The organism is Arthrobacter sp. SLBN-112, from assembly GCF_030944625.1.
In the GTDB taxonomy this organism is placed as follows: Bacteria; Actinomycetota; Actinomycetes; order Actinomycetales; family Micrococcaceae; genus Arthrobacter.
In genome coordinates this window covers 4,078,158-4,096,005 of the sequence record NZ_JAUSXY010000001.1, presented here as the reverse complement: position 1 = coordinate 4,096,005, position 17,848 = coordinate 4,078,158, and the positions used below count along the sequence as shown (strand labels likewise).

At 62.7% G+C, this 17,848-nt stretch carries 14 protein-coding genes; 10 read left to right on the top strand and 4 right to left on the bottom strand.

Annotated features, from left to right (window positions below):
• Positions 1–5: 5 nt before the first annotated feature.
• Positions 6–1,097 (top strand): histidinol-phosphate transaminase, encoded by a 1,092-nt coding sequence (gene hisC, locus QF050_RS18960; RefSeq protein ID WP_308931817.1) that lies wholly within the window; start codon positions 6–8, stop codon positions 1,095–1,097.
• Between the two features lie 44 nt (positions 1,098–1,141).
• Positions 1,142–2,554, top strand: a complete 1,413-nt coding sequence (locus QF050_RS18955) for an amino acid permease (protein ID WP_308931816.1) — start codon at positions 1,142–1,144, stop codon at positions 2,552–2,554.
• Positions 2,555–2,648: 94 nt separating this feature from the next.
• On the opposite strand, the gene QF050_RS18950 is transcribed toward QF050_RS18955, so the two are convergent.
• Both QF050_RS18950 and QF050_RS18945 read right to left on the bottom strand, forming a co-directional pair.
• Positions 2,649–4,034 (bottom strand): MBL fold metallo-hydrolase, encoded by a 1,386-nt coding sequence (locus QF050_RS18950; RefSeq protein ID WP_308931815.1) that lies wholly within the window; start codon positions 4,032–4,034, stop codon positions 2,649–2,651.
• A 44-nt stretch (positions 4,035–4,078) separates the two neighbouring features.
• A complete protein-coding gene (locus QF050_RS18945; RefSeq protein WP_308931814.1) occupies positions 4,079–4,543 on the bottom strand; it encodes an Hsp20/alpha crystallin family protein in 465 nt (154 codons plus the stop codon).
• A 274-nt stretch (positions 4,544–4,817) separates the two neighbouring features.
• Here QF050_RS18945 and QF050_RS18940 point away from each other — a divergent pair, with 274 nt between their 5' ends.
• The 7 genes from QF050_RS18940 to QF050_RS18910 all read left to right on the top strand — a co-directional run bounded on the left by QF050_RS18940 (position 4,818) and on the right by QF050_RS18910 (position 10,830).
• Positions 4,818–5,564, top strand: a complete 747-nt coding sequence (locus tag QF050_RS18940) for a glucose 1-dehydrogenase (protein WP_308931813.1) — start codon at positions 4,818–4,820, stop codon at positions 5,562–5,564.
• 44 nt (positions 5,565–5,608) lie between these two features.
• The gene (locus tag QF050_RS18935) at positions 5,609–6,070 is read left to right on the top strand and encodes a universal stress protein (RefSeq protein ID WP_308931812.1); all 462 of its coding nucleotides are present in this window, start codon (positions 5,609–5,611) and stop codon (positions 6,068–6,070) included.
• A 44-nt stretch (positions 6,071–6,114) separates the two neighbouring features.
• A complete protein-coding gene (locus tag QF050_RS18930; protein WP_308931811.1) occupies positions 6,115–7,347 on the top strand; it encodes a hypothetical protein in 1,233 nt (410 codons plus the stop codon).
• A complete protein-coding gene (locus QF050_RS18925) occupies positions 7,313–7,507 on the top strand; it encodes a hypothetical protein (protein WP_308931810.1) in 195 nt (64 codons plus the stop codon). Before QF050_RS18930 ends, QF050_RS18925 begins: the two co-directional genes overlap by 35 nt.
• A 30-nt stretch (positions 7,508–7,537) precedes the next feature.
• Positions 7,538–8,968, top strand: coding sequence for a hypothetical protein (locus QF050_RS18920; RefSeq protein ID WP_308931809.1), 1,431 nt, complete (start codon positions 7,538–7,540; stop codon positions 8,966–8,968).
• Between the two features lie 132 nt (positions 8,969–9,100).
• Positions 9,101–9,373, top strand: a complete 273-nt coding sequence (locus QF050_RS18915; protein ID WP_308931808.1) for a hypothetical protein — start codon at positions 9,101–9,103, stop codon at positions 9,371–9,373.
• Between the two features lie 44 nt (positions 9,374–9,417).
• Complete coding sequence (locus tag QF050_RS18910; RefSeq protein WP_308931807.1) at positions 9,418–10,830, top strand: amino acid permease; 1,413 nt, start codon at positions 9,418–9,420, stop codon at positions 10,828–10,830.
• Between the two features lie 524 nt (positions 10,831–11,354).
• Here QF050_RS18910 and QF050_RS18905 read toward each other — a convergent pair.
• Complete coding sequence (locus QF050_RS18905; RefSeq protein ID WP_308931806.1) at positions 11,355–13,307, bottom strand: hypothetical protein; 1,953 nt, start codon at positions 13,305–13,307, stop codon at positions 11,355–11,357.
• A complete protein-coding gene (locus QF050_RS18900; RefSeq protein ID WP_308931805.1) occupies positions 13,307–14,512 on the bottom strand; it encodes a hypothetical protein in 1,206 nt (401 codons plus the stop codon). The genes QF050_RS18905 and QF050_RS18900 overlap by 1 nt, the downstream gene beginning before the upstream one ends.
• 173 nt (positions 14,513–14,685) lie before the next feature.
• Between QF050_RS18900 and QF050_RS18895 the strand changes: the two genes are divergently transcribed.
• A complete protein-coding gene (locus QF050_RS18895) occupies positions 14,686–17,805 on the top strand; it encodes a DUF3427 domain-containing protein (RefSeq protein WP_374121582.1) in 3,120 nt (1,039 codons plus the stop codon).
• Positions 17,806–17,848: the final 43 nt, after the last annotated feature.

Here is a 17,848-nt window from a genome sequence, read left to right as displayed (position 1 = left end):
ACCTCATGACCAGTGATCAGCTTTTGGCCGTACCCGAGACTGCGTTGCCCACCCTGCGCGGCGCGGTGACCGGACTTCCGTCCTATGTCCCGGGCCGGCGCAGCGCCGGCGCGGACATCGCAGCCCTCGCCAGCAACGAAAGCCACTACGAGCCCCTGCCCGCCGCCATGGCTGCGGTGACCGACGCAGCCGGAACCATGAACCGCTACCCGGACACCGCCGCCGTCGAACTCCGCGAACGGCTGGCCCGGCACCTGGGTGTCACCGCAGAGGAGCTTGCGGTGGGGCCCGGCAGCGTGGGCGTCCTGCAGCAGATCATCACCGGACTGTGCGACGCCGGGGATGAGGTGGTCTTCGCGTGGCGCTCCTTCGAGGCGTACCCCATCCTGGTGGAGCTGGCAGGCGCCCGGCCGGTCCGCATCCCGCTCGACGAGTTCGAAGGCCACGACCTGGACGCGATGGCCGCCGCCGTGACCGACCGCACCAAGGTGATCCTGCTCTGCACGCCCAACAATCCCACCGGCGTGCCGATCAGCCATGACCGCCTCGAGGCCTTCCTGCGGGCTGTGCCGTCCAGCGTCCTGGTGGTGATCGACGAGGCCTACGTGGAGTACGCCGACGAGGGCCCCGACTCCCTGGCGCTTTATCGCCGCTTCCCGAACGTCTGCGTCCTGCGCACCTTCTCCAAAGCCTACGGACTCGCCGGCCTGCGCGTGGGATATGCAATTGCGACGCCGGCAATCGCCGAAGGACTGCGCCGGACCGCCCTGCCCTTCGGCGTGAGCGCGCTGGCCCAGAAGGCGGCCATCGCGTCGCTGGATGCGGGGGAGGAGATGGAAGCCCGGGTTTCTTTGGTGAAGCAGGAGCGTGTGCGCATGGCAGCTGCGCTGGCGGCTCAGGGCTGGAGGCTGCAGCCGAGCCAGGGCAATTTCCTGTGGATCCGCGCCGACGAGAACCTCCTGGCGAGGCTGGTGGACGCGTTCGACAGTGCGGGCATCCTGGTCCGGGCCTACCAGGGCGACGGCGTGCGGATCACTGTTGCCGACCCCGCCTACAACAACCGCGTGCTCCGGCTTCTCGACGCCCACGCAGCCTGAAGTTTTATCCCCAACAGTTCCACCTACAACTAAGAGGAATTCCCATGGAACAACAGACAAAGACGTCTGCCCGCCCACTCGGCGCAGCCCTCAAACCCCGCCAGCTCACGATGATGGGCCTGGGAAGCGCCATCGGCGCGGGCTTGTTCATCGGCTCCGGCGCGGGCATCCAGGCTGCCGGCCCGGCGGTGCTGATCTCCTACCTCGTGGCCGGCACGCTCATCATCCTGGTGATGTGGGCGCTCGGCGAGATGGCTGCCGCGAACCCGGACAGCGGCGCCTTCTCCGTCTACACCGCCAAGGCGTACGGCCCGGTGGCCGGTGCCACGGTCGGCTGGCTGTGGTGGCTGCAGCTGGTGGTGGTGATCGCGGCGGAGGCGCTCGGTGCGGCGGGCCTGCTGGCCACCATCTTCCCGGCCCTGCCGGTGTGGCTGATGGCCTTCGTGTTCATCGTGGTGCTCACCGCCGTGAACCTCACCAGCGTGAAGAACTTCGGCGAGTTCGAGTTCTGGTTCGCCCTGCTGAAGGTCGCGGCGATCGTCGGGTTCCTGCTGGTGGGCTTTGCGCTGCTGTTCGGCTGGCTGCCGGGCGTGCAGTCGCCGGGCCTGTCCAACTTCACCGGTGCCGGGTTCGCTCCGAGCGGCTTTGCCGGGATTGCCACGGCGCTGTTCGTGGTGGCGTTCGCGTTCGGCGGGACCGAGATTGTGTCCGTTGCTGCTGCCGAGACGGCTGAGCCTGCACGGAGCGTGAAGAAGGCGGTCCGGACGGTGCTGTGGCGCATCCTGGTGTTCTACATCGGTGCGATCTTCGTGATCGCTGCCGTGGTGCCGGTGGGTTCGGCGGGGCTGAAGAGCCCGTTCGCCGCGGTGCTGGACGCGGCCGGCATGCCGGGTGCAGCCACCGCCATCACCCTGGTGGCCGTCGCGGCTCTGCTGTCCGCGCTCAACGCCAACCTCTACGGCGCTTCGCGGATGGCGTTCTCCCTGGCGGAGCGCGGTGAAGCGCCGCGTTGGCTGGCTTCGGTGTCGAAGGCCCGGGTACCCGTTGTCGCGGTCCTGGCCAGCGTCGCCTTCGGCATTGTCACGGTGGTGCTGGAGCTGGCCTTCCCCGAGAAGGTCCTTCCCGTCCTGCTCAACATTGTTGGCTCCACCTGCCTGCTGGTGTGGACGTCCGCGCTCCTGGCACAGCTCGCCCTGCGCCTCCGCGCCGACCGCGAAGGAACGGCGCTTCCGCTGCGGATGCCCGGGTTCCCGTGGCTCACTTCGCTCGGCCTGCTGATCCTCGCGGCGATCTTCACGGTGGGCTTCATCGGCGAGGATTCCCGCCCGCAGCTGCTGAGCACGTTCGGGCTTGTGGCGGTTCTGGCGGTGGGGTGCTGGATGAATCACCGGTCGGGGAAGACCGCGGGCGGGGTTGCGTCTTCCGAGGGTGAAAAGCAGCCGGTCCTCATCGACTGAATCAGGAGCTGAACCAGGCTGCGGGTTCCCTGCGGGGGAGGCGCGTCCGGCTTTTGCCGGGCGCGCCCTTCGCAAACGGCTCGCTGCCGTCGGATTAGCGCGGGGATTCGAGGGAGATTGTTTCCAGGTGCTCGGGAACGCGGGCTCTCCATCCAAGTTGGCGTTTGATGCGGGCCCGGAGGGCGTCTGAGGCGTCTGGCTCTCCATGCGTGACGTAGGTCATGGCTGGCGCCCGCGCGGCGGTCTTCATCCATTGGATCAGTTCGTTGGAGTCGGCGTGGGCGGAGAGTCCTTCCATTTGGATGACTTCTGCCTCGATGTCGATGTCCTGTCCGTAGATGCGGAGGTGCTTTTCACCTGCGGCAAGTGATGCTCCCCGTGTTCCTCCGGCCTGGTATCCGCTGAGGATGATGGCGTTGCGCCGGTCGGGTCCGTAGGCCGCGAGGTGGTGCAGGATCCTGCCGCCGGTGAGCATTCCGCTGGCGGAGATGATGATCATGGGTCCGCCGCGGAGGTTGAGCAGTTTGGATTCGTCAGCGCTGCGGATGGGCGTCGCGACCTTGTACATGGCTTCGAATTCGTGTTGTTCGAGCCTGTGTTCTTCGCGGTGGCGCTGGTACATGTCGGACGCGTCGATGGCCATCGGGCTGTTGAGGTAGATCGGGATGGCAGGGATCGCGTGCCTGGCCAGGAGGCGCGAGAGGTGCAGCAGGACTGTTTCGGCCCGGCCGACGGCGAACGCGGCGATCATGATGACTCCGTGTCGTTTGGCCACGCGGGTGATGATTTCGCCGAGTTCGCCTTCGGGGTTTCCCTCCGGATGTGCCCTGTTGCCGTAGGTGGATTCCGTGACCAGCACGTCCACGGGCTCGAGGTCGCGGGGCGGGTGCATCAGGGGGTCGTGGGTGCGGCCCAGATCGCCGGTGAAGTGGATCGTCCTGCCGGCGAGTTTGAGGTGCACCTGTGCGGCGCCGAGGATGTGGCCGGCGGGAAGGAACGTTGCTTCGATGCCCCCGGGCAGGGGGAAAGGCGTGTCGAAGCCCCGGGTCTTGAAGCTGTTGAGCGATCGGACGGCGTCTTCCGCGGTGTAGAGGGGCAACGGCGGATGATGGGTTGACGATGCCCTGTGATCTGCAAAGCGGGCTTCCTCTTCCTGGAGATAGCCGCTGTCGGGAAGCAGCAGCGTGCACAGTTCGGTTGTGCCCGGGGTCGCGTAGACAGGGCCGTGGAAACCGTCACGCACCAGCGCTGGGATATAGCCGCTGTGATCCAGATGGGCATGTGTGAGGACAACGGCGTCGATGTTCGCGGGACTGATCGGGAAAGGCACGCGGTTACGGTCGCGCAGGTGTTTGTAGCCCTGGAACAGCCCGCACTCGATAAGGACCCGGTGCCCTTGCGAACCGATCAGGTATCTGGAACCGGTCACTGTGTCGATCGCGCCGAGAAACCGCAGCGTCGGGGAATGTTGTTCCCTCATGTTCGCTCCTTCCGGGCGCCGCGCTGGGGACGGGGCTTTCCTCGCTACCCGCGGGTAATGGGGAGCTTCTTCGGTTCCGCCGCCTGGGCCTGTTCGGGCAGCGTGGCGCGGACTTCCAGGACTCCATTCGTGTAGCTGGCCTTGATGTCTTCTTCCTTTACCCCGTCAGGGAGCGGGATGTTCCGGCTGAAGGACCCGTAGCGGAACTCTGACCGGTAGCTGCCTTTATCCCTGTGTTCTTCCTTTTCCTGGCGTTCGGCGCGGATCCTCAGGAACCCGTCATCCATGGTGACCTCAACGTCCTTGTCAGGATCTACGCCGGGCATCTCGGCACGAACCACAAGGGTCTTACCGTCGACGAACTCCTCGACCCGGATGGGGGCGGGGCTGACCGGTGTTTGGAACATGCGCTCCATGGAGTCCAGCAGGTCCGCCGGCGAACGCAAAACGGTGTTGAAGGGGGAGGTCCACCGGGATGCAAAAGGGGACCATTTGAGCAGATCAGACATGACAGTTCTCCAGATTCGATACAGGGAGGGTCCCGCGTAAGGGCCGGTGTCCCACCAGTAGATACCTGCGCGGGAAAGGGCAACAGGGACAAAAGACCCTCGCCGCTGATCGTGCACAACGCTGCTGCGCTGCGGGAAAGCCCGGGGACCTTGGACTCTACTAACCGGATCGGTATGGACGTCCGATGGAACCATGGCAGACGGGACCGGACTCCATGTGCACGCTGGCCCTTGCACGGCCAGATGACGGTCAGCATCACCGAAGGAGCACCACATGGAACGGGTCATTGACAAAGTAGCGCTGGTCAGCGGGGGTGCACGCGGTATTGGAGCTGCGGTGGCATCCCGGCTGCATGGCGAAGGGGCCAAGGTGGTCATCGGTGACATCCTGGACGAGGCAGGCAAGGAAACGGCGGAGCGTATCGGCTCCGGAGCTCTTTTTGCTCACCTCGATGTGACCAGCCCGCAGGACTGGGAGGCAGCGGTGGCCGCCGCCGTCGAAACGTTCGGTGGGCTCAACATCCTGGTAAACAATGCCGGCATCGTGAACTTCGCCTCCATTGAGGACTACACGCTGGAACAGTGGAACATTGTCATCGCCGTGAACCTGACCGGCACGTTCAACGGGATCAAGGCCGCCATCCCGGCGCTGAAGCAGACCAAAGGCGGGTCGATCATTAACATTTCCTCGATCGCCGGCATCCGCGGTTATGAGCAGATCCCCGGATACACGGCCTCGAAATTTGGCGTGCGCGGACTCACCAAGAGCGCTGCGCTGGATTTGGGACCCCATGGCATCAGGGTCAACTCGGTCCATCCGGGAGTCATCTCCACGCCCATGACGGCTGACATCCAGTCGGACATGAGTCACGTGGCTCTGGGCCGCGTAGGCCATCCGGGGGAAGTCGCGGACATGGTCCTGTACCTGGCTTCCAACGAATCCTCGTTTGTTACCGGGGCCGAATTCGTCATCGATGGCGGTGACACCGCGGGGACGGTCACCCGGCACGAGGAAGCCTAGCCCCTGGGCGGTTGGGCACAGCGAGGCAGTGAAAGGAAAGACAAGTGACCAGTACGGGTTCGTTCTTGATTGTTGTCGGTTTTGACGGTTCCGAATATTCCCAGGCAGCGCTGGACTGGGCCATGGATGAGGCGCGGCAGCGCAACGGCCGGCTCCGCCTGGTCACGGCCTGGAATAAGCCGCCGATGGCGTGGTATCCGGCTGTCCTGGAAACGGCCGCAGGCGAGATTGCCGCCGAAGAGTCCCCGGAGCGCATCGCACAGACGCTCCAGGGTGAGGCAGTGAAGTCCGCCGAAGATAGTGGTGTGACCGCAACAGGGCAGCTTGTAGGCACCCATTCACCTGCTTCGGCAATTCTCGACGCTGCCAAGGATGCGGATCTTATTGTCGTCGGCTCCCGGGGCCATGGGGGATTTCCCGGATTGCACGTGGGCTCGGTCTCCACCCAAGTTGTCAACCACGCACAGTGTCCCGTCCTGGTGGTCCGCTCCAACGGAGCGCGATGATGCCTGGTCTTCATGCCGGGTGCCTAAGGAGTCGGCGTCGGCGGATGCTGCCCCGTGTGGCCGTGGCTGCGGCCGTCGTCACGCTGGCCCTCTCGGGCTGCTCCTCCAGCCCGCCGACGCCGGCACAGACGCCGACGACTCCGGTGACGAGTGCCACGTCGAGCGCCTCGGCCATGCCTGGTGCCCTGCCCTCGAAAGTCTTCACCGACCAGGAGCTCACCGCGATCGGTGCTGCGATGCTGCAGCAGCGCGGCCAGCGCCCGGAATTTATGTACGACAGCCAGCAGCTGCGAACTGCCCTCAAATCCCGCCCCTACCCGCTGACCCGGGCCACCGCCCAGCCTGCGGAGTGCGGCGCGTTCCACCTGCCTGCCATGGATGATGCCATGCAGGATCCGAGCCTGAATTTCGCCAGCGGGGGCGTGCCCATCGCCGGCGAATCCAGCCCGACCACCACGATCCTGTTCACGATGCGCAGCGCCCCCCGGGACAAGCTCGCCAAAGCCGACTTCGACTACACTGACGATCTCGTCTCCCGCTGCGGCCAGTTCGAGGTGTCCTACGAGCCGCAGGGCGGCAGCAGCCCCTACAAGATCGTGCTCCTGAAGCCTCCTCTGGTGGGGGAGAAGGCGTACGCGGTGATGGGCCCCTCGCAGCCGTTCGGGAGTGTGGGCCTCCGGGTCCTGGCCGGTACGCTCTCCATCAGCATGAGCCTGAGCGTCTCGCCCCTGAACTCCGAGGCCGATGCCCAGCCCGCCCTGAACTCGATGACCAGCATTGCCCAGCAGCTGATCGACGAGGCCGCCCTGAACCCACCCACTGTGAGCCCCCCGCCCCCGAACGCCAAGACTCCTGAGCAGCTGACCGATCTGCTCCAGACCATCACGGGCCCCGAACGGGGCCACGGCGGACATGGCGTCCGGCACCGTCATCCGCGCCGTCCCTGGCGCCTCCCCCACCGCGCCGCCGTCTCTGCCGGACTGCACCTACAGCGACGGGGCCTACTTCTCCTCGCTCCAGGGCTCCACCACCGCCCAAGCGGAGATTCCGGGCTCCACGAAGATGGACTATCTCATGGTCCGGCTGGTCAGCATGCCCACAACGGCGTCCACGCCGTACCCCTTCGATGCGCGCGCCGCAACCCTGCGGGACTGCCCAACCATCCAGGAAGAGGTCTTCACGGGCGTGGGGACCAGCGGCAGCCTGAGCCAGTGGACGTCCCTCCACCGCCTCAGCCTGAACGTGGCCGCGGACTCGGCGTACGCCGTCGCCCATGAGCACCCGGACGGGGGAGTCTGGCACCTGCTTGTGGGGGCAAGGAAGGGCAGCCTAACCGTAGAGCTGGAAGCCATCAAGAACACCGAGGCCGACCTGCAGCCCGGAACCGATGACATGGCCGCGGTCATCAGCCAGGTCTTCGCCAAGGCCAGCCAGTAGGCCGGGACAGATGGAGTCGGGGAGCAGGAGATGAGTGCCATCCAATCCCAGGTGCGCCGCCGTTGGGCGGCCGGGGGCGCCGTGGCCCTGCTGGCCCTCGCCGGGTGCAGCTCAGCACCGACGAGCAGCCCGACGACGTCGCCCCCTTCCGTGAGTGCGTCCCCGGCGACAGCCATGCCGTCCGTGGTCTACACGGACCGGCAGCTCGCGGACATCGCGACGACGGTGGTCCAGTCCCGCAGCGTCCAGGGGCTGGTACGCGACCCGGCCAACCTCCGCGGCAACCTGGCCCTGCAGGGGACCACAGTCACCAGCACGACGACCCCCGCCGAATGCTCCCCGCTCCGGCTGCACGAGGACACCGACACCCAGCTGCGGTATCTGGACACGAGCGCAAGCATCACGGCGGGCCAGATGCCCGTGGCCGCCGCCCCGGGCTCGCAGACACTAGTCATCGCGTTCACGATCAGGAGCGCCTCCGGGGACAGGCTCGCCAACGCGGACTTCGACTACACCGACCCCCTGCCCTCCAAGTGCGCACAGTTCGAACGCAGCTATACCGACAACCGCGCAGGGCAGAGCATCCCCGGCCCGGCGTACACGGCCCAGCTGGTCACCGCACCCACTGTGGGCGAGAAGTCCTACGCAACCACCCAGAAAGCCAAGGGCCTCGGGGAGCAGGACATGGGCATCGGCGGGATGCAGGTGCTCGCCGGCACGATCGCCATCGACCTGAGCACCACCCTCTGGCCCGTCAACTCCGACACCACGGCACGCGCCATGGATGTCATGGCGGGCTTTGCCCGCGACGTCATCGCCGAGTCGCTCAAAAGCGAAGGCCCGCAGCCCATACCGCCGGGCGCCCGCACCCCAGCGGAACTCGAAGGCCTGCTCGGGAACCTCACCGGACCGGCAGGGGCAACGTTCTACCTGAGCCCGACCGATTCCCGGGCCGTGACACGGATGGCCGGAGTCTCGCCCGCCCCCGCGCCGGGCAGCTGTGCCTTCGATGACGCCTCCTATTACGGCGCCCTGGCGGGCAACGCGACCACGGCCCACGGGATCGGCTCCGGCAACGACAAGGCGATCATGTTCGACGTGGCTGTCATCAGCACAGGCACCTCGACCAAGCAGCCCAGCCCCTTCGACGCCAGGGCCGCGGCACTCGCGGACTGCAGCACCATCCAGGCGAACACCCAAGGCCAAGGCGCCGCCGCGTGGTCATCGGTCACGCCCATCACCGCAGGGATCGACGCCGACACCGGCTACGCCTTCAAATACTCCCTGGCCGACGGCCAATTCCACTGGTACATCCGCCTCGGAGCGAGGAGAGGCAATCTCAGCATCGAGGTGAACACCTTCGCCGGGCGCGGCCTGGCAGACGGGAGCATCCAGTCGGCCATCGACACCGCCGCCGCAATCATTACCCAGACGTTCGCCAGGGCGGGCGCGCAGTTGTAGTAACCGGTTGGTTGGCTGGTGCCCGTGCCCGGTAAGGAGTCCGACCCTGGGACGAAGACCAGGCCGCCATCGCAGCCGGCCTCGGCGCGGCCACCTTCACCGTCACCCGCGATGTTGGATGCGGGGGAGGAGATGGCAGCGCGGGTTTCGGCGGTCAAGCAGGAGCGTGAACGGATGGCCGCTGCGCTGGCAGCCCAAGGCTGGAAACTGCAGCCGAGCCAGGGCAATTTCCTGTGGATCCGCGCCGATGCCCAGCTCCTGGCCAGCCTGGTGGAGGCGTTCGACCGCGCGGGCATCCTGGTCCGGGCCTACCAGGGCGACGGAGTGCGGATCACTGTTGCCGACCCCGCCTCCAACAACCGCGTGCTCCGGCTCCTCGAAGCCCACGCAGCCCACGCAGCCTGAAGTTTTATCCCCAACAGTTCCACCTACAACTAAGAGGAATCCCCATGGAACAACAGACAAAGACGTCTGCCCGCCCACTCGGCGCAGCCCTCAAACCGCGTCAGCTGACCATGATGGGCCTGGGAAGCGCCATCGGCGCGGGCTTGTTTATCGGCTCCGGCGCGGGCATCCAGGCCGCCGGCCCGGCGGTGCTGATCTCCTACCTCGTGGCCGGCACGCTCATCATCCTGGTCATGTGGGCGCTCGGCGAGATGGCCGCCGCCAACCCGGACAGCGGTGCCTTTTCCGTCTACACCGCCAAGGCGTACGGGCCGGTGGCCGGTGCCACGGTGGGCTGGCTGTGGTGGCTGCAGCTGGTGGTGGTGATCGCGGCCGAGGCGCTGAGCGCGGCGGGCCTGCTGGCCACCATCTTCCCGGCCCTGCCGGTGTGGCTGATGGCCTTCGTGTTCATCGTGGTGCTCACCGCCGTGAATCTAACCAGCGTGAAGAACTTCGGTGAGTTCGAGTTCTGGTTCGCCCTGCTGAAGGTGGCGGCGATTGTCGGGTTCCTGCTGGTGGGCTTCGCGCTGCTGTTCGGCTGGTTGCCGGGCGTGCAGACGCCGGGCCTGTCCAACTTCACGGGTGCCGGCTTCGCGCCGAGCCGTTTCGCCGGAATTGCGACCGCGCTGTTCGTGGTGGCGTTCGCGTTCGGCGGCACCGAGATCGTCTCCGTAGCGGCAGCCGAGACGGCCGAGCCGGCCCGCAGCGTGAAGAAGGCCGTCCGGACGGTGCTGTGGCGCATCCTGGTGTTCTACATCGGCGCCATCTTCGTGATCGCCGCCGTGGTTCCCGTGGGTTCGGCGGGGCTGAAGACCCCGTTCGCAGCGGTTCTCGACGCTGCAGGCATGCCGGGCGCGGCCACCGCCATCACCCTGGTGGCCGTCGCGGCTCTGCTGTCCGCGCTCAACGCCAACCTCTACGGCGCTTCGCGGATGGCGTTCTCCCTGGCCGAGCGCGGTGAAGCGCCGCGCTGGCTCGCTTCCGTGTCCAAGGCCCGCGTGCCTGTTGTTGCAGTGCTGGCGAGCGTTGCCTTCGGCATTGTCACGGTTGTCTTGGAGCTGGCGTTCCCCGAGATGGTCCTTGGCGTCCTGCTGAACATCGTTGGTTCGACCTGCCTGCTGGTGTGGACGTCCGCGCTCCTGGCTCAGCTGGCGCTGCGCCTCCGCGCCGACCGCGAAGGAACGGCGCTTCCCCTGCGGATGCCCGGCTTCCCGTGGCTGACGGGTCTCGGTCTGCTGATCCTGGCGGCAATCTTCACGGTGGGCTTCATTGGAGATGATTCGCGTCCGCAGCTGCTGAGCACTTTTGGGCTCGTGGCGCTGCTGGCTGTGGGGTGCTGGATGAACCACCGGAACCGGGACGTACAGCCCCCTGTCGAATCTCCAGAGGGCGACAAGCAGCTTGTGCTGATCGACTGAACCACGAGCTTGTAGATCACTTGGTGATTCTTGGACTAGGGGCGCTACCGGTCTGATCGGTAGCGCCTTCACCGTGATATTCGAAGTCGCTCCTCATCCAGGCGCGGTAACGGCCGTATTCTAAGTTCCGCGCTTAAACCGCTGAATAGTTGTTTGCTAGCTCGTTCCATAGCACTTGGTGAAGAACTGGCCATGTCGCCGCCACGGCGCTGTACTTTGTTAGCAATCGCTGTATGTCGGGCTTCCCGAGCCTAACTCTCCCCAAAACCAAGGCGAGGAGAAATTCTGCCGACGCTGCGCCCTCCTCTGTACCTACGGCGTTCAATGTCTCCTGGATGACATCGAACATGTGCAGGCTCAGCGTCTCATCGGAGGAATAGTCCAGTTCCCTTGGAAGCGCGGCCCGAAGCAGGCTAGCCTGGATGATCGCATCATTAAAACGAGCAAAGTTCCGCGGCGCAATTACCGTCCAATTGTGGTCGTGAGAAAGTGCCGCATGCTTTGTCTTACGAGTGAGGCGGAGGTTATGCAGAATAGCACTGATAGTCAGAAAAACGTCCGCTTGTGTTGGGACCCGGCCGTCCGTATTGGGATCGACGGAGTAGTTGAAGTCCCAAAAGGCAAAGTTGGGTTTGAAGAAGAAGGGGCTGCATCCCGCCGTCTATTGACGCTCTTAGAAACAGCGATGATGTTAGCCCACCTTCAGCCGGAGATGTATCGAGGACTTCCAAACGTTGCTCAATGCTTCGGATTAGCTCCTCCACGCTATGCGATCGTGTGAGCGGAACTGCGTCATCCCGTAGTCGCCGCCAGAGCTTCGCTTCCTCATACCAGGGAGTGCCCTTCGCTGGTGAATCCGGTGGCAGATGGATTGACTCTACGCAGAACAGTCCGTGTTCTTTCGGGTTGGAATTCCCATAAGTTAGATTTACGGATAGCTCTTTCCACTGAGCCTCATCCTGCATGCGCCCTACCAAGATAAGGAACAGAAGTGGGTTCCCTTCATGCGCTCGCCGAAGGCTCCTGCTAAGGCTAAGAATACTGCGTCCAGTCACCACCGCGCTCGCAACTATGACAGCCACTCCTCCACCTAGCGACGTTCGCTGCCTGGTGATGAGATCTTTTGCATTCACGATGTGCCCATCGGGCAGGCGGACACCTAGATCACTTAACTCCGTTCGAATCCGCTGAGCCAAGAGCAAGGAGTCTCTGTCATCTAGATGCACCAGCCATTTGGTGGCGGCCGGAATATGCCGAATCAACATCTTCGATAGCTTGTTCGAAATATCGGAGTCCGAGTTTTCGGGGGCCTCGATGACCGGAGATAGATCGAAGAATATGGTTCTGAACGGGTCATCTGATCCTGCCACTGTTGTGTGGCAGGCCACCACTCCGTATCCATAAACCGATTTCATTAGCGGACTAAGCCACTCCGGCGCGTCCTTGGCAGTAATCATGCGTGAGGAAACTGTTGGGTTCGCAGGTAGGAACTGATCCCCACCCACGTGTACGGTCGACTGTCCGCCCTGGCACAGCGGACAATCGCTGGCCTTCCATGATCTAATCGGGTTCATGTAGCCAAGAGGTGCCTGCCCCTGAGTAAGGTCGCAGAGGACCTTGATCGAATCGTCCCTCTTGCCGACGAAGTACAGAATGACCTGGCGAAGCCGCGACAATTTCTGAGAACGCTCGATCTGGTCCACTATTGCACCAGACGTTGATGCCGATATCAGGGCGATGCTCGCCGTGTCTTTTTCAATTTCGAAGGCCCCATCTATACCCGCGTAGCTCCCGAAACTATCAATAGATGGACGCGGCGACTCGGGACGAAGACGGCCGATAATCTCGGCAAGCGAATAAGCCAAGGCATTAATCGAGGCGGTATCGGTGTAAATGTACTGTATGTCCGGGTCTGGAAGATGCGATAACAGTGCAACAGCGATAAACGAAATTTCGTTACCGTACTTCAGCACATTGGCTGTGCGCAAAAATGCGTCCGAGTGCTTTCCGCTCGGCTTAACATAATGATAACCCGCACTCGCATTGATGACGCCATCATGGCTTCGAAAAATATTTACCAGGCCTTTGCTGAAGATAGCTTCGCTTGCTCGCTGGTCAAGCGTTGTCGGCGATTCTGCATGCAGGCATATCGAGCCATGAATATCAACGGTCGCGGCAACGACGGTTGGTGCTTTATAGTAGCGGGTTATTGCTGGAACTCTATCCAGGATGTCTGAATGGTTGACAGCCGCATGAAGGGAGTCTTTTGTGTCTGACGGTCCCAGGAGCCAAATCTGTTGAGGAAAAGTAGCCGTCTCATAGTGTGCAGCTAAAGCATTACCAACATCTCGAGGGATAATTTGCGTAGAAGAACAGTAAACAATGGTAACGGCAACCGACTGCTTTGATCGAAGTTCAACTTGCGCATCATATATATAGTAAGGCGAAGCCGTCCGTACTCGTTCCGGTGCGTACATTAAGTTCCCCTGCGAAAATTGGTTGGAATCAGCATTGTTACCAGTGATCCGCATATGTCCTGACGACTCTGTTCTGCCAAATCGAGGTCCCACTTTAGGGCCTGGTCTTCAAGTGGAGAATATGGTGAAGCGATGAAGTCACGAATTAGTTCTACTCGACCGGTGCGAATCCGAATGAAGCCCCGCAAAGTTGTGAGCGTTGACTGCACGTGGTCAAGGCCTAGCCCGCGAGATGTATTTGACGAAGTCGTGACATGCTTGCGGAGACAGTCGAAAAGCGCGCTTATTTCCATAGGAAGGGATGGTTTATCGCTCTGCTGAAGCTCATCGAGCCGTCTCGCTGCAATTCCTGGGCCTGTATCCAGAACGCTTATCTCGAGAAATCGTCGCATGTCTCGAACGACAGATTCCTGGTACAGAGGAGATTCGTGGCTCTCATGTCGGAGATAGTTGTATAGGAGGGGTTGGTTTCTCACTCGCCTTGCCAACACGTCGAGGCTTTGGCCGACAGCCTCGGCCTTCACCAGCCTTACAGAAGGGTTGAGTGCAGTCAGACCGTCGGTATGGAACCGAGCGTACCGGTGAGTATTATCCAGTAGCTCATGAAGGATCTGGGCGATCGGATCGACATTTTGAAAAAGCAATTCTTTGCTCCGAGGGCCTACCTGGACGAGACCGCCAAATTCACGTACCAGACGGGCCATTGCTCCTTCGTTGCGGAGCTTGCCGTTGGCCGATCCTCTAGCCGGAGTGTAAAGGGCTTCTGGTTCATGTCGAGAGGTATGGTCCGCTGCGGCTATAAGTGCCTCGCTGCCTCTTTTTGCACCTGAAAAATCGGCAATGCGGTCCAGTCTACGGATAGCGTCTCGCCTGGCAGCATAGGTGATATCGTTTCCGCTCCTATCAACCACTACCGGAGCCATTAGCACAGAAAAAAGCCCGTGGTCATGCTCCAGCAGGTTTTCCAGGCTTGACTGATCGTGGATGCTTGGGACATAGGTGTGCAGGCGTCCGTGAGGATTGCGACGTGCCCAAGTGGCGATCACTTGGAGTGTGGAAGCCAAACCCCCTAGATCGTCACCTTTGAGTGCATGAGGTATGCGAAGGTCAAGGCGCTGGGACGAGTCTGCAACGATCTGCTGGAGTAATCTCTCGGAGGATTCAATCGTATTCGGCCGGGTTAGTTGCAGTGTTGCAGTCCCCATACGACGTCTCCGTTCAAAGATCAATGCCAGCACTTCCGTCTGTGCATTGAATCAGATAGCGGGCAAAAGCGAATAATTTAGCTTCCAAGTGACGCAACTGACCTACCACCTCATACGCTGACTACTATGCTGGCTGCGTGAATGAACTTATTGGGAAGCTCAATTCCGGCGGGCTGCCCGAGGGGCTATACGAACTTCTGGTCACAGACGCACTCATGGAACAGGTCCAAGTGGAGTCGACAGTTCGTGGGTCATTCACGGAAATCGGGGCCGAGGATGCCCCGGAGATCCTTTCGCGATATGTTGCCGGGGCCGTAAAGGAGATGCTAACTAGAACGTGGCAAGAGGACCGCGTTGTCGTTGTCAACCGACTACTTCGTGCACTGGAGCATCCGCGTACTTTGTTGCACGGGCCGATCCAGCTTCAGTCACTCCACCGCACAGACAGACTAAAGCGGCGCCAGCTCCGCCGCCCAACCACGAAGCTCAGTGATTCAGCGCTTTTGACCAACAGCAAGGACGATCCAAATCTCGCCGCTGAGCTCCGGGCCGAGATGGAGTCCGCCGACACAGTGGACCTTCTCTGCGCCTTTGTCCGCTGGACTGGCCTTCGGCTATTGGAGCCTGCGTTTGAGCAGCTCAAAGAACGCGGAGCAAAACTACGCGTCATCACCACCACATATATGGGTGCCACCGAACGCCGCGCCATTGACGAGCTCGTCAACCGGTACGGGGCCGAGGTAAAGATCAGCTATGAAACGCAGGCAACTCGATTGCATGCCAAAGCCTGGCTGTTCCGCCGCAACACGGGTTTCGACACCGCCTACGTCGGCAGCTCTAATCTGAGCCAGGCTGCTCTCCTCGACGGGCTGGAGTGGAACGTCCGCCTTAGTTCCGTCGCAACGCCCGCCCTCCTGCAGAAGTTCAAGGTCACCTTCGACAGCTACTGGGAGCAGCGGGCTTTCCAGAGCTATGACCCGGAGCGCGACGGCGAAAAGCTGGACGCTGCGTTGGAACGGAACGGCGGCCATCGCACAGCAGCGCCGGATGCAACTACCGGTCTTGAGGTTCAGCCGTTCCTTCACCAGGAGGAGATGCTGGAGGACCTGGAAGCCGAGCGGCTCAAGGGATTCAATCACAACCTCCTGGTGGCGGCCACCGGAACCGGCAAGACTGTCATCGCCGCCCTGGATTACAAAAGGCTGTCCGAAGGTGCCGGCCGTGACCTCAAACTACTCTTCGTCGCCCATCGTCAGGAGATTCTCAAGCAGGCGATGCGCGCCTACCGAGACGTCATGCAGGACGGCGCCTTCGGTGAGCTCTACGTGGGGGACCACAAGCCGCAGGATTGGAAACACATCTTCGCCTCCGTCCAGTCGCTGTCTTCCCTCGGCATCGAGCAGCTCGACCCTGACTTCTTCGACGTCGTCGTCATCGATGAGTTCCACCACGCCATGGCGCCCACGTACCGCCGCCTGCTGGACCACCTGCAGCCGCAGCAGCTTCTCGGGCTCACGGCTACACCGGAGCGCGGTGACGGAGTCGACGTCGCCAAACAGTTCTTCGACGGGCGTACCGCCAGCGAACTTCGCCTCTGGGACGCCCTGGACGCTGACCTGCTGGTACCGTTCCACTACTTTGGCGTCTCGGACGACGTCGACCTCAGCCAGTTGGAATGGAAACGCGGCAACTACGACACCACCCAGCTGAGCGTCCTCTACACAGGGAACGACGCCCGGGCCGCCAAGGTGATCCGTGAGCTCCGCGACAAGGTCACCAGCACCGACCATATGCGGGCCATCGGCTTCTGCGTCTCGGTGCAGCACGCCCACTACATGGCCGAGGTGTTCAACCGGGCCGGCATTGCCTCCGTCGCCGTCGATGGCACCACTGACAATGCTGACCGCGAGGAATCTCTCAGGCGTCTGGGGCAGCGGGAGATCAACTGCATCTTCGCCGTCGACCTTTTCAATGAAGGGCTGGACCTGCCGCAGGTGGACACCATCCTGCTGCTCCGGCCCACGCAGAGCGCCACCGTCTTCCTCCAGCAGCTGGGACGCGGGCTGCGCCGTGCCGAGGGCAAAGCGGTGCTGACGGTCCTGGACTTCATCGGCCAGCAGCGCCGTGAGTTCCGCTTTGATCTGCGCTACCGGGCGTTGACCGGCTACGGGCGCAAGGAGCTGGAGAAGGCTGTCGAGGACGAGTTCCCGTATCTACCGTCCGGCTCGCAGATCGTGCTGGACCGGGTGGCGCAGAAGGTGGTGTTGGACAACATCAAGGCACAGCTGCGGTTCAACCGGGCGCAGCTCGTCCGGGACGTTGCTTCTTATGCCGAAACTGAGCTAGAGGCGTATCTGGAGCGGTCAGGGAACGACGTGAAGACGATCTACCGTTCGACCAGGGACTCGTGGACCGGTTACCTCCGGCAGGCAGGGCTGATCGAGGGGCTATCACCCCTGGAGACGGTGCTGCGGGGGAAGCTCGAGGAGCTGTCGGACGCGGAGGAAAAGAAGCTGCTGGGCCGCATGGCCCGGCTGATTCACGTGGACGATCCCGAACGTGCCGCCGCATATTCGATGCTGGTTGCCCCCGACGCTCCCCGATACGCGGAGCTTGGCGTGCGCGATCAGGCTCTTGCGCGAATGCTTTTTTACACACTTTGGGATGACGGCGGCGGGTTCAAAACGTACGACGACGGGTTGAACCATCTGCGTGGCTACCAGTTTGTGTGCCGCGAGATTTGCCAGGTCGTGAAGCTTGGAGTGGCTGCATCGAAACACGCCGCGAAGAGTCTCGGCTCGGGCCTGCAGCACATCCCGCTGCTCTCGCATGCCACCTACCGGCGCGAGGAGGTTCTGGCGGCACTGCAGTACGGCTCGCTGGAACAGGGCAAGAACGTCCAACACCGGGAAGGCGTTGCATGGTGCCCTGCGACGTCCACGGACGCCTTCTTTGTCACCCTGAACAAGAACGACAAGAAGCACTCGGCGACGACGATGTACAGGGACTATGCAATCAGCCCGGAGTTGTTTCACTGGGAGTCACAGAACGCGACCTCGCCTACCAGCCCGACGGGCCGCCGCTATCTTGACCGGGCGTCGCACAATTCGAAGATTCTGATCTTCACGAGGAACGCAGCAGACGATGTTACCGGGCTAACAGTTCCCTACACCTGCCTCGGGCAGGTGGACTATGTCCAGCACACGGGGGAGAAGCCGATCTCCATCACGTGGAAGCTGCACCGGCCCATGCCGGCTGATGTGTTTGCCACGGCTGCTGCCGTGGCGCAGTAACAATGTCGGGGGCCACCGCTAGTATCTCCGGTATGGGAATCAG

Excerpts from the sequence above, each read along its gene's own strand:
- QF050_RS18920 (WP_308931809.1), top strand. The coding sequence starts at position 7,538 with ATGAGTGCCATCCAATCCCAGGTGCGCCGCCGTTGGGCGGCCGGGGGC.
- QF050_RS18955 (WP_308931816.1), top strand. The coding sequence starts at position 1,142 with ATGGAACAACAGACAAAGACGTCTGCCCGCCCACTCGGCGCAGCCCTC.
- QF050_RS18950 (WP_308931815.1), bottom strand. The coding sequence starts at position 4,034 with ATGAGGGAACAACATTCCCCGACGCTGCGGTTTCTCGGCGCGATCGAC.
- QF050_RS18905 (WP_308931806.1), bottom strand. The coding sequence starts at position 13,307 with ATGTACGCACCGGAACGAGTACGGACGGCTTCGCCTTACTATATATAT.
- QF050_RS18945 (WP_308931814.1), bottom strand. The coding sequence starts at position 4,543 with ATGTCTGATCTGCTCAAATGGTCCCCTTTTGCATCCCGGTGGACCTCC.
- QF050_RS18940 (WP_308931813.1), top strand. The coding sequence starts at position 4,818 with ATGGAACGGGTCATTGACAAAGTAGCGCTGGTCAGCGGGGGTGCACGC.
- QF050_RS18930 (WP_308931811.1), top strand. The coding sequence starts at position 6,115 with ATGCTGCCCCGTGTGGCCGTGGCTGCGGCCGTCGTCACGCTGGCCCTC.
- hisC (WP_308931817.1), top strand. The coding sequence starts at position 6 with ATGACCAGTGATCAGCTTTTGGCCGTACCCGAGACTGCGTTGCCCACC.
- QF050_RS18915 (WP_308931808.1), top strand. The coding sequence starts at position 9,101 with ATGGCAGCGCGGGTTTCGGCGGTCAAGCAGGAGCGTGAACGGATGGCC.
- QF050_RS18900 (WP_308931805.1), bottom strand. The coding sequence starts at position 14,512 with ATGGGGACTGCAACACTGCAACTAACCCGGCCGAATACGATTGAATCC.
- QF050_RS18910 (WP_308931807.1), top strand. The coding sequence starts at position 9,418 with ATGGAACAACAGACAAAGACGTCTGCCCGCCCACTCGGCGCAGCCCTC.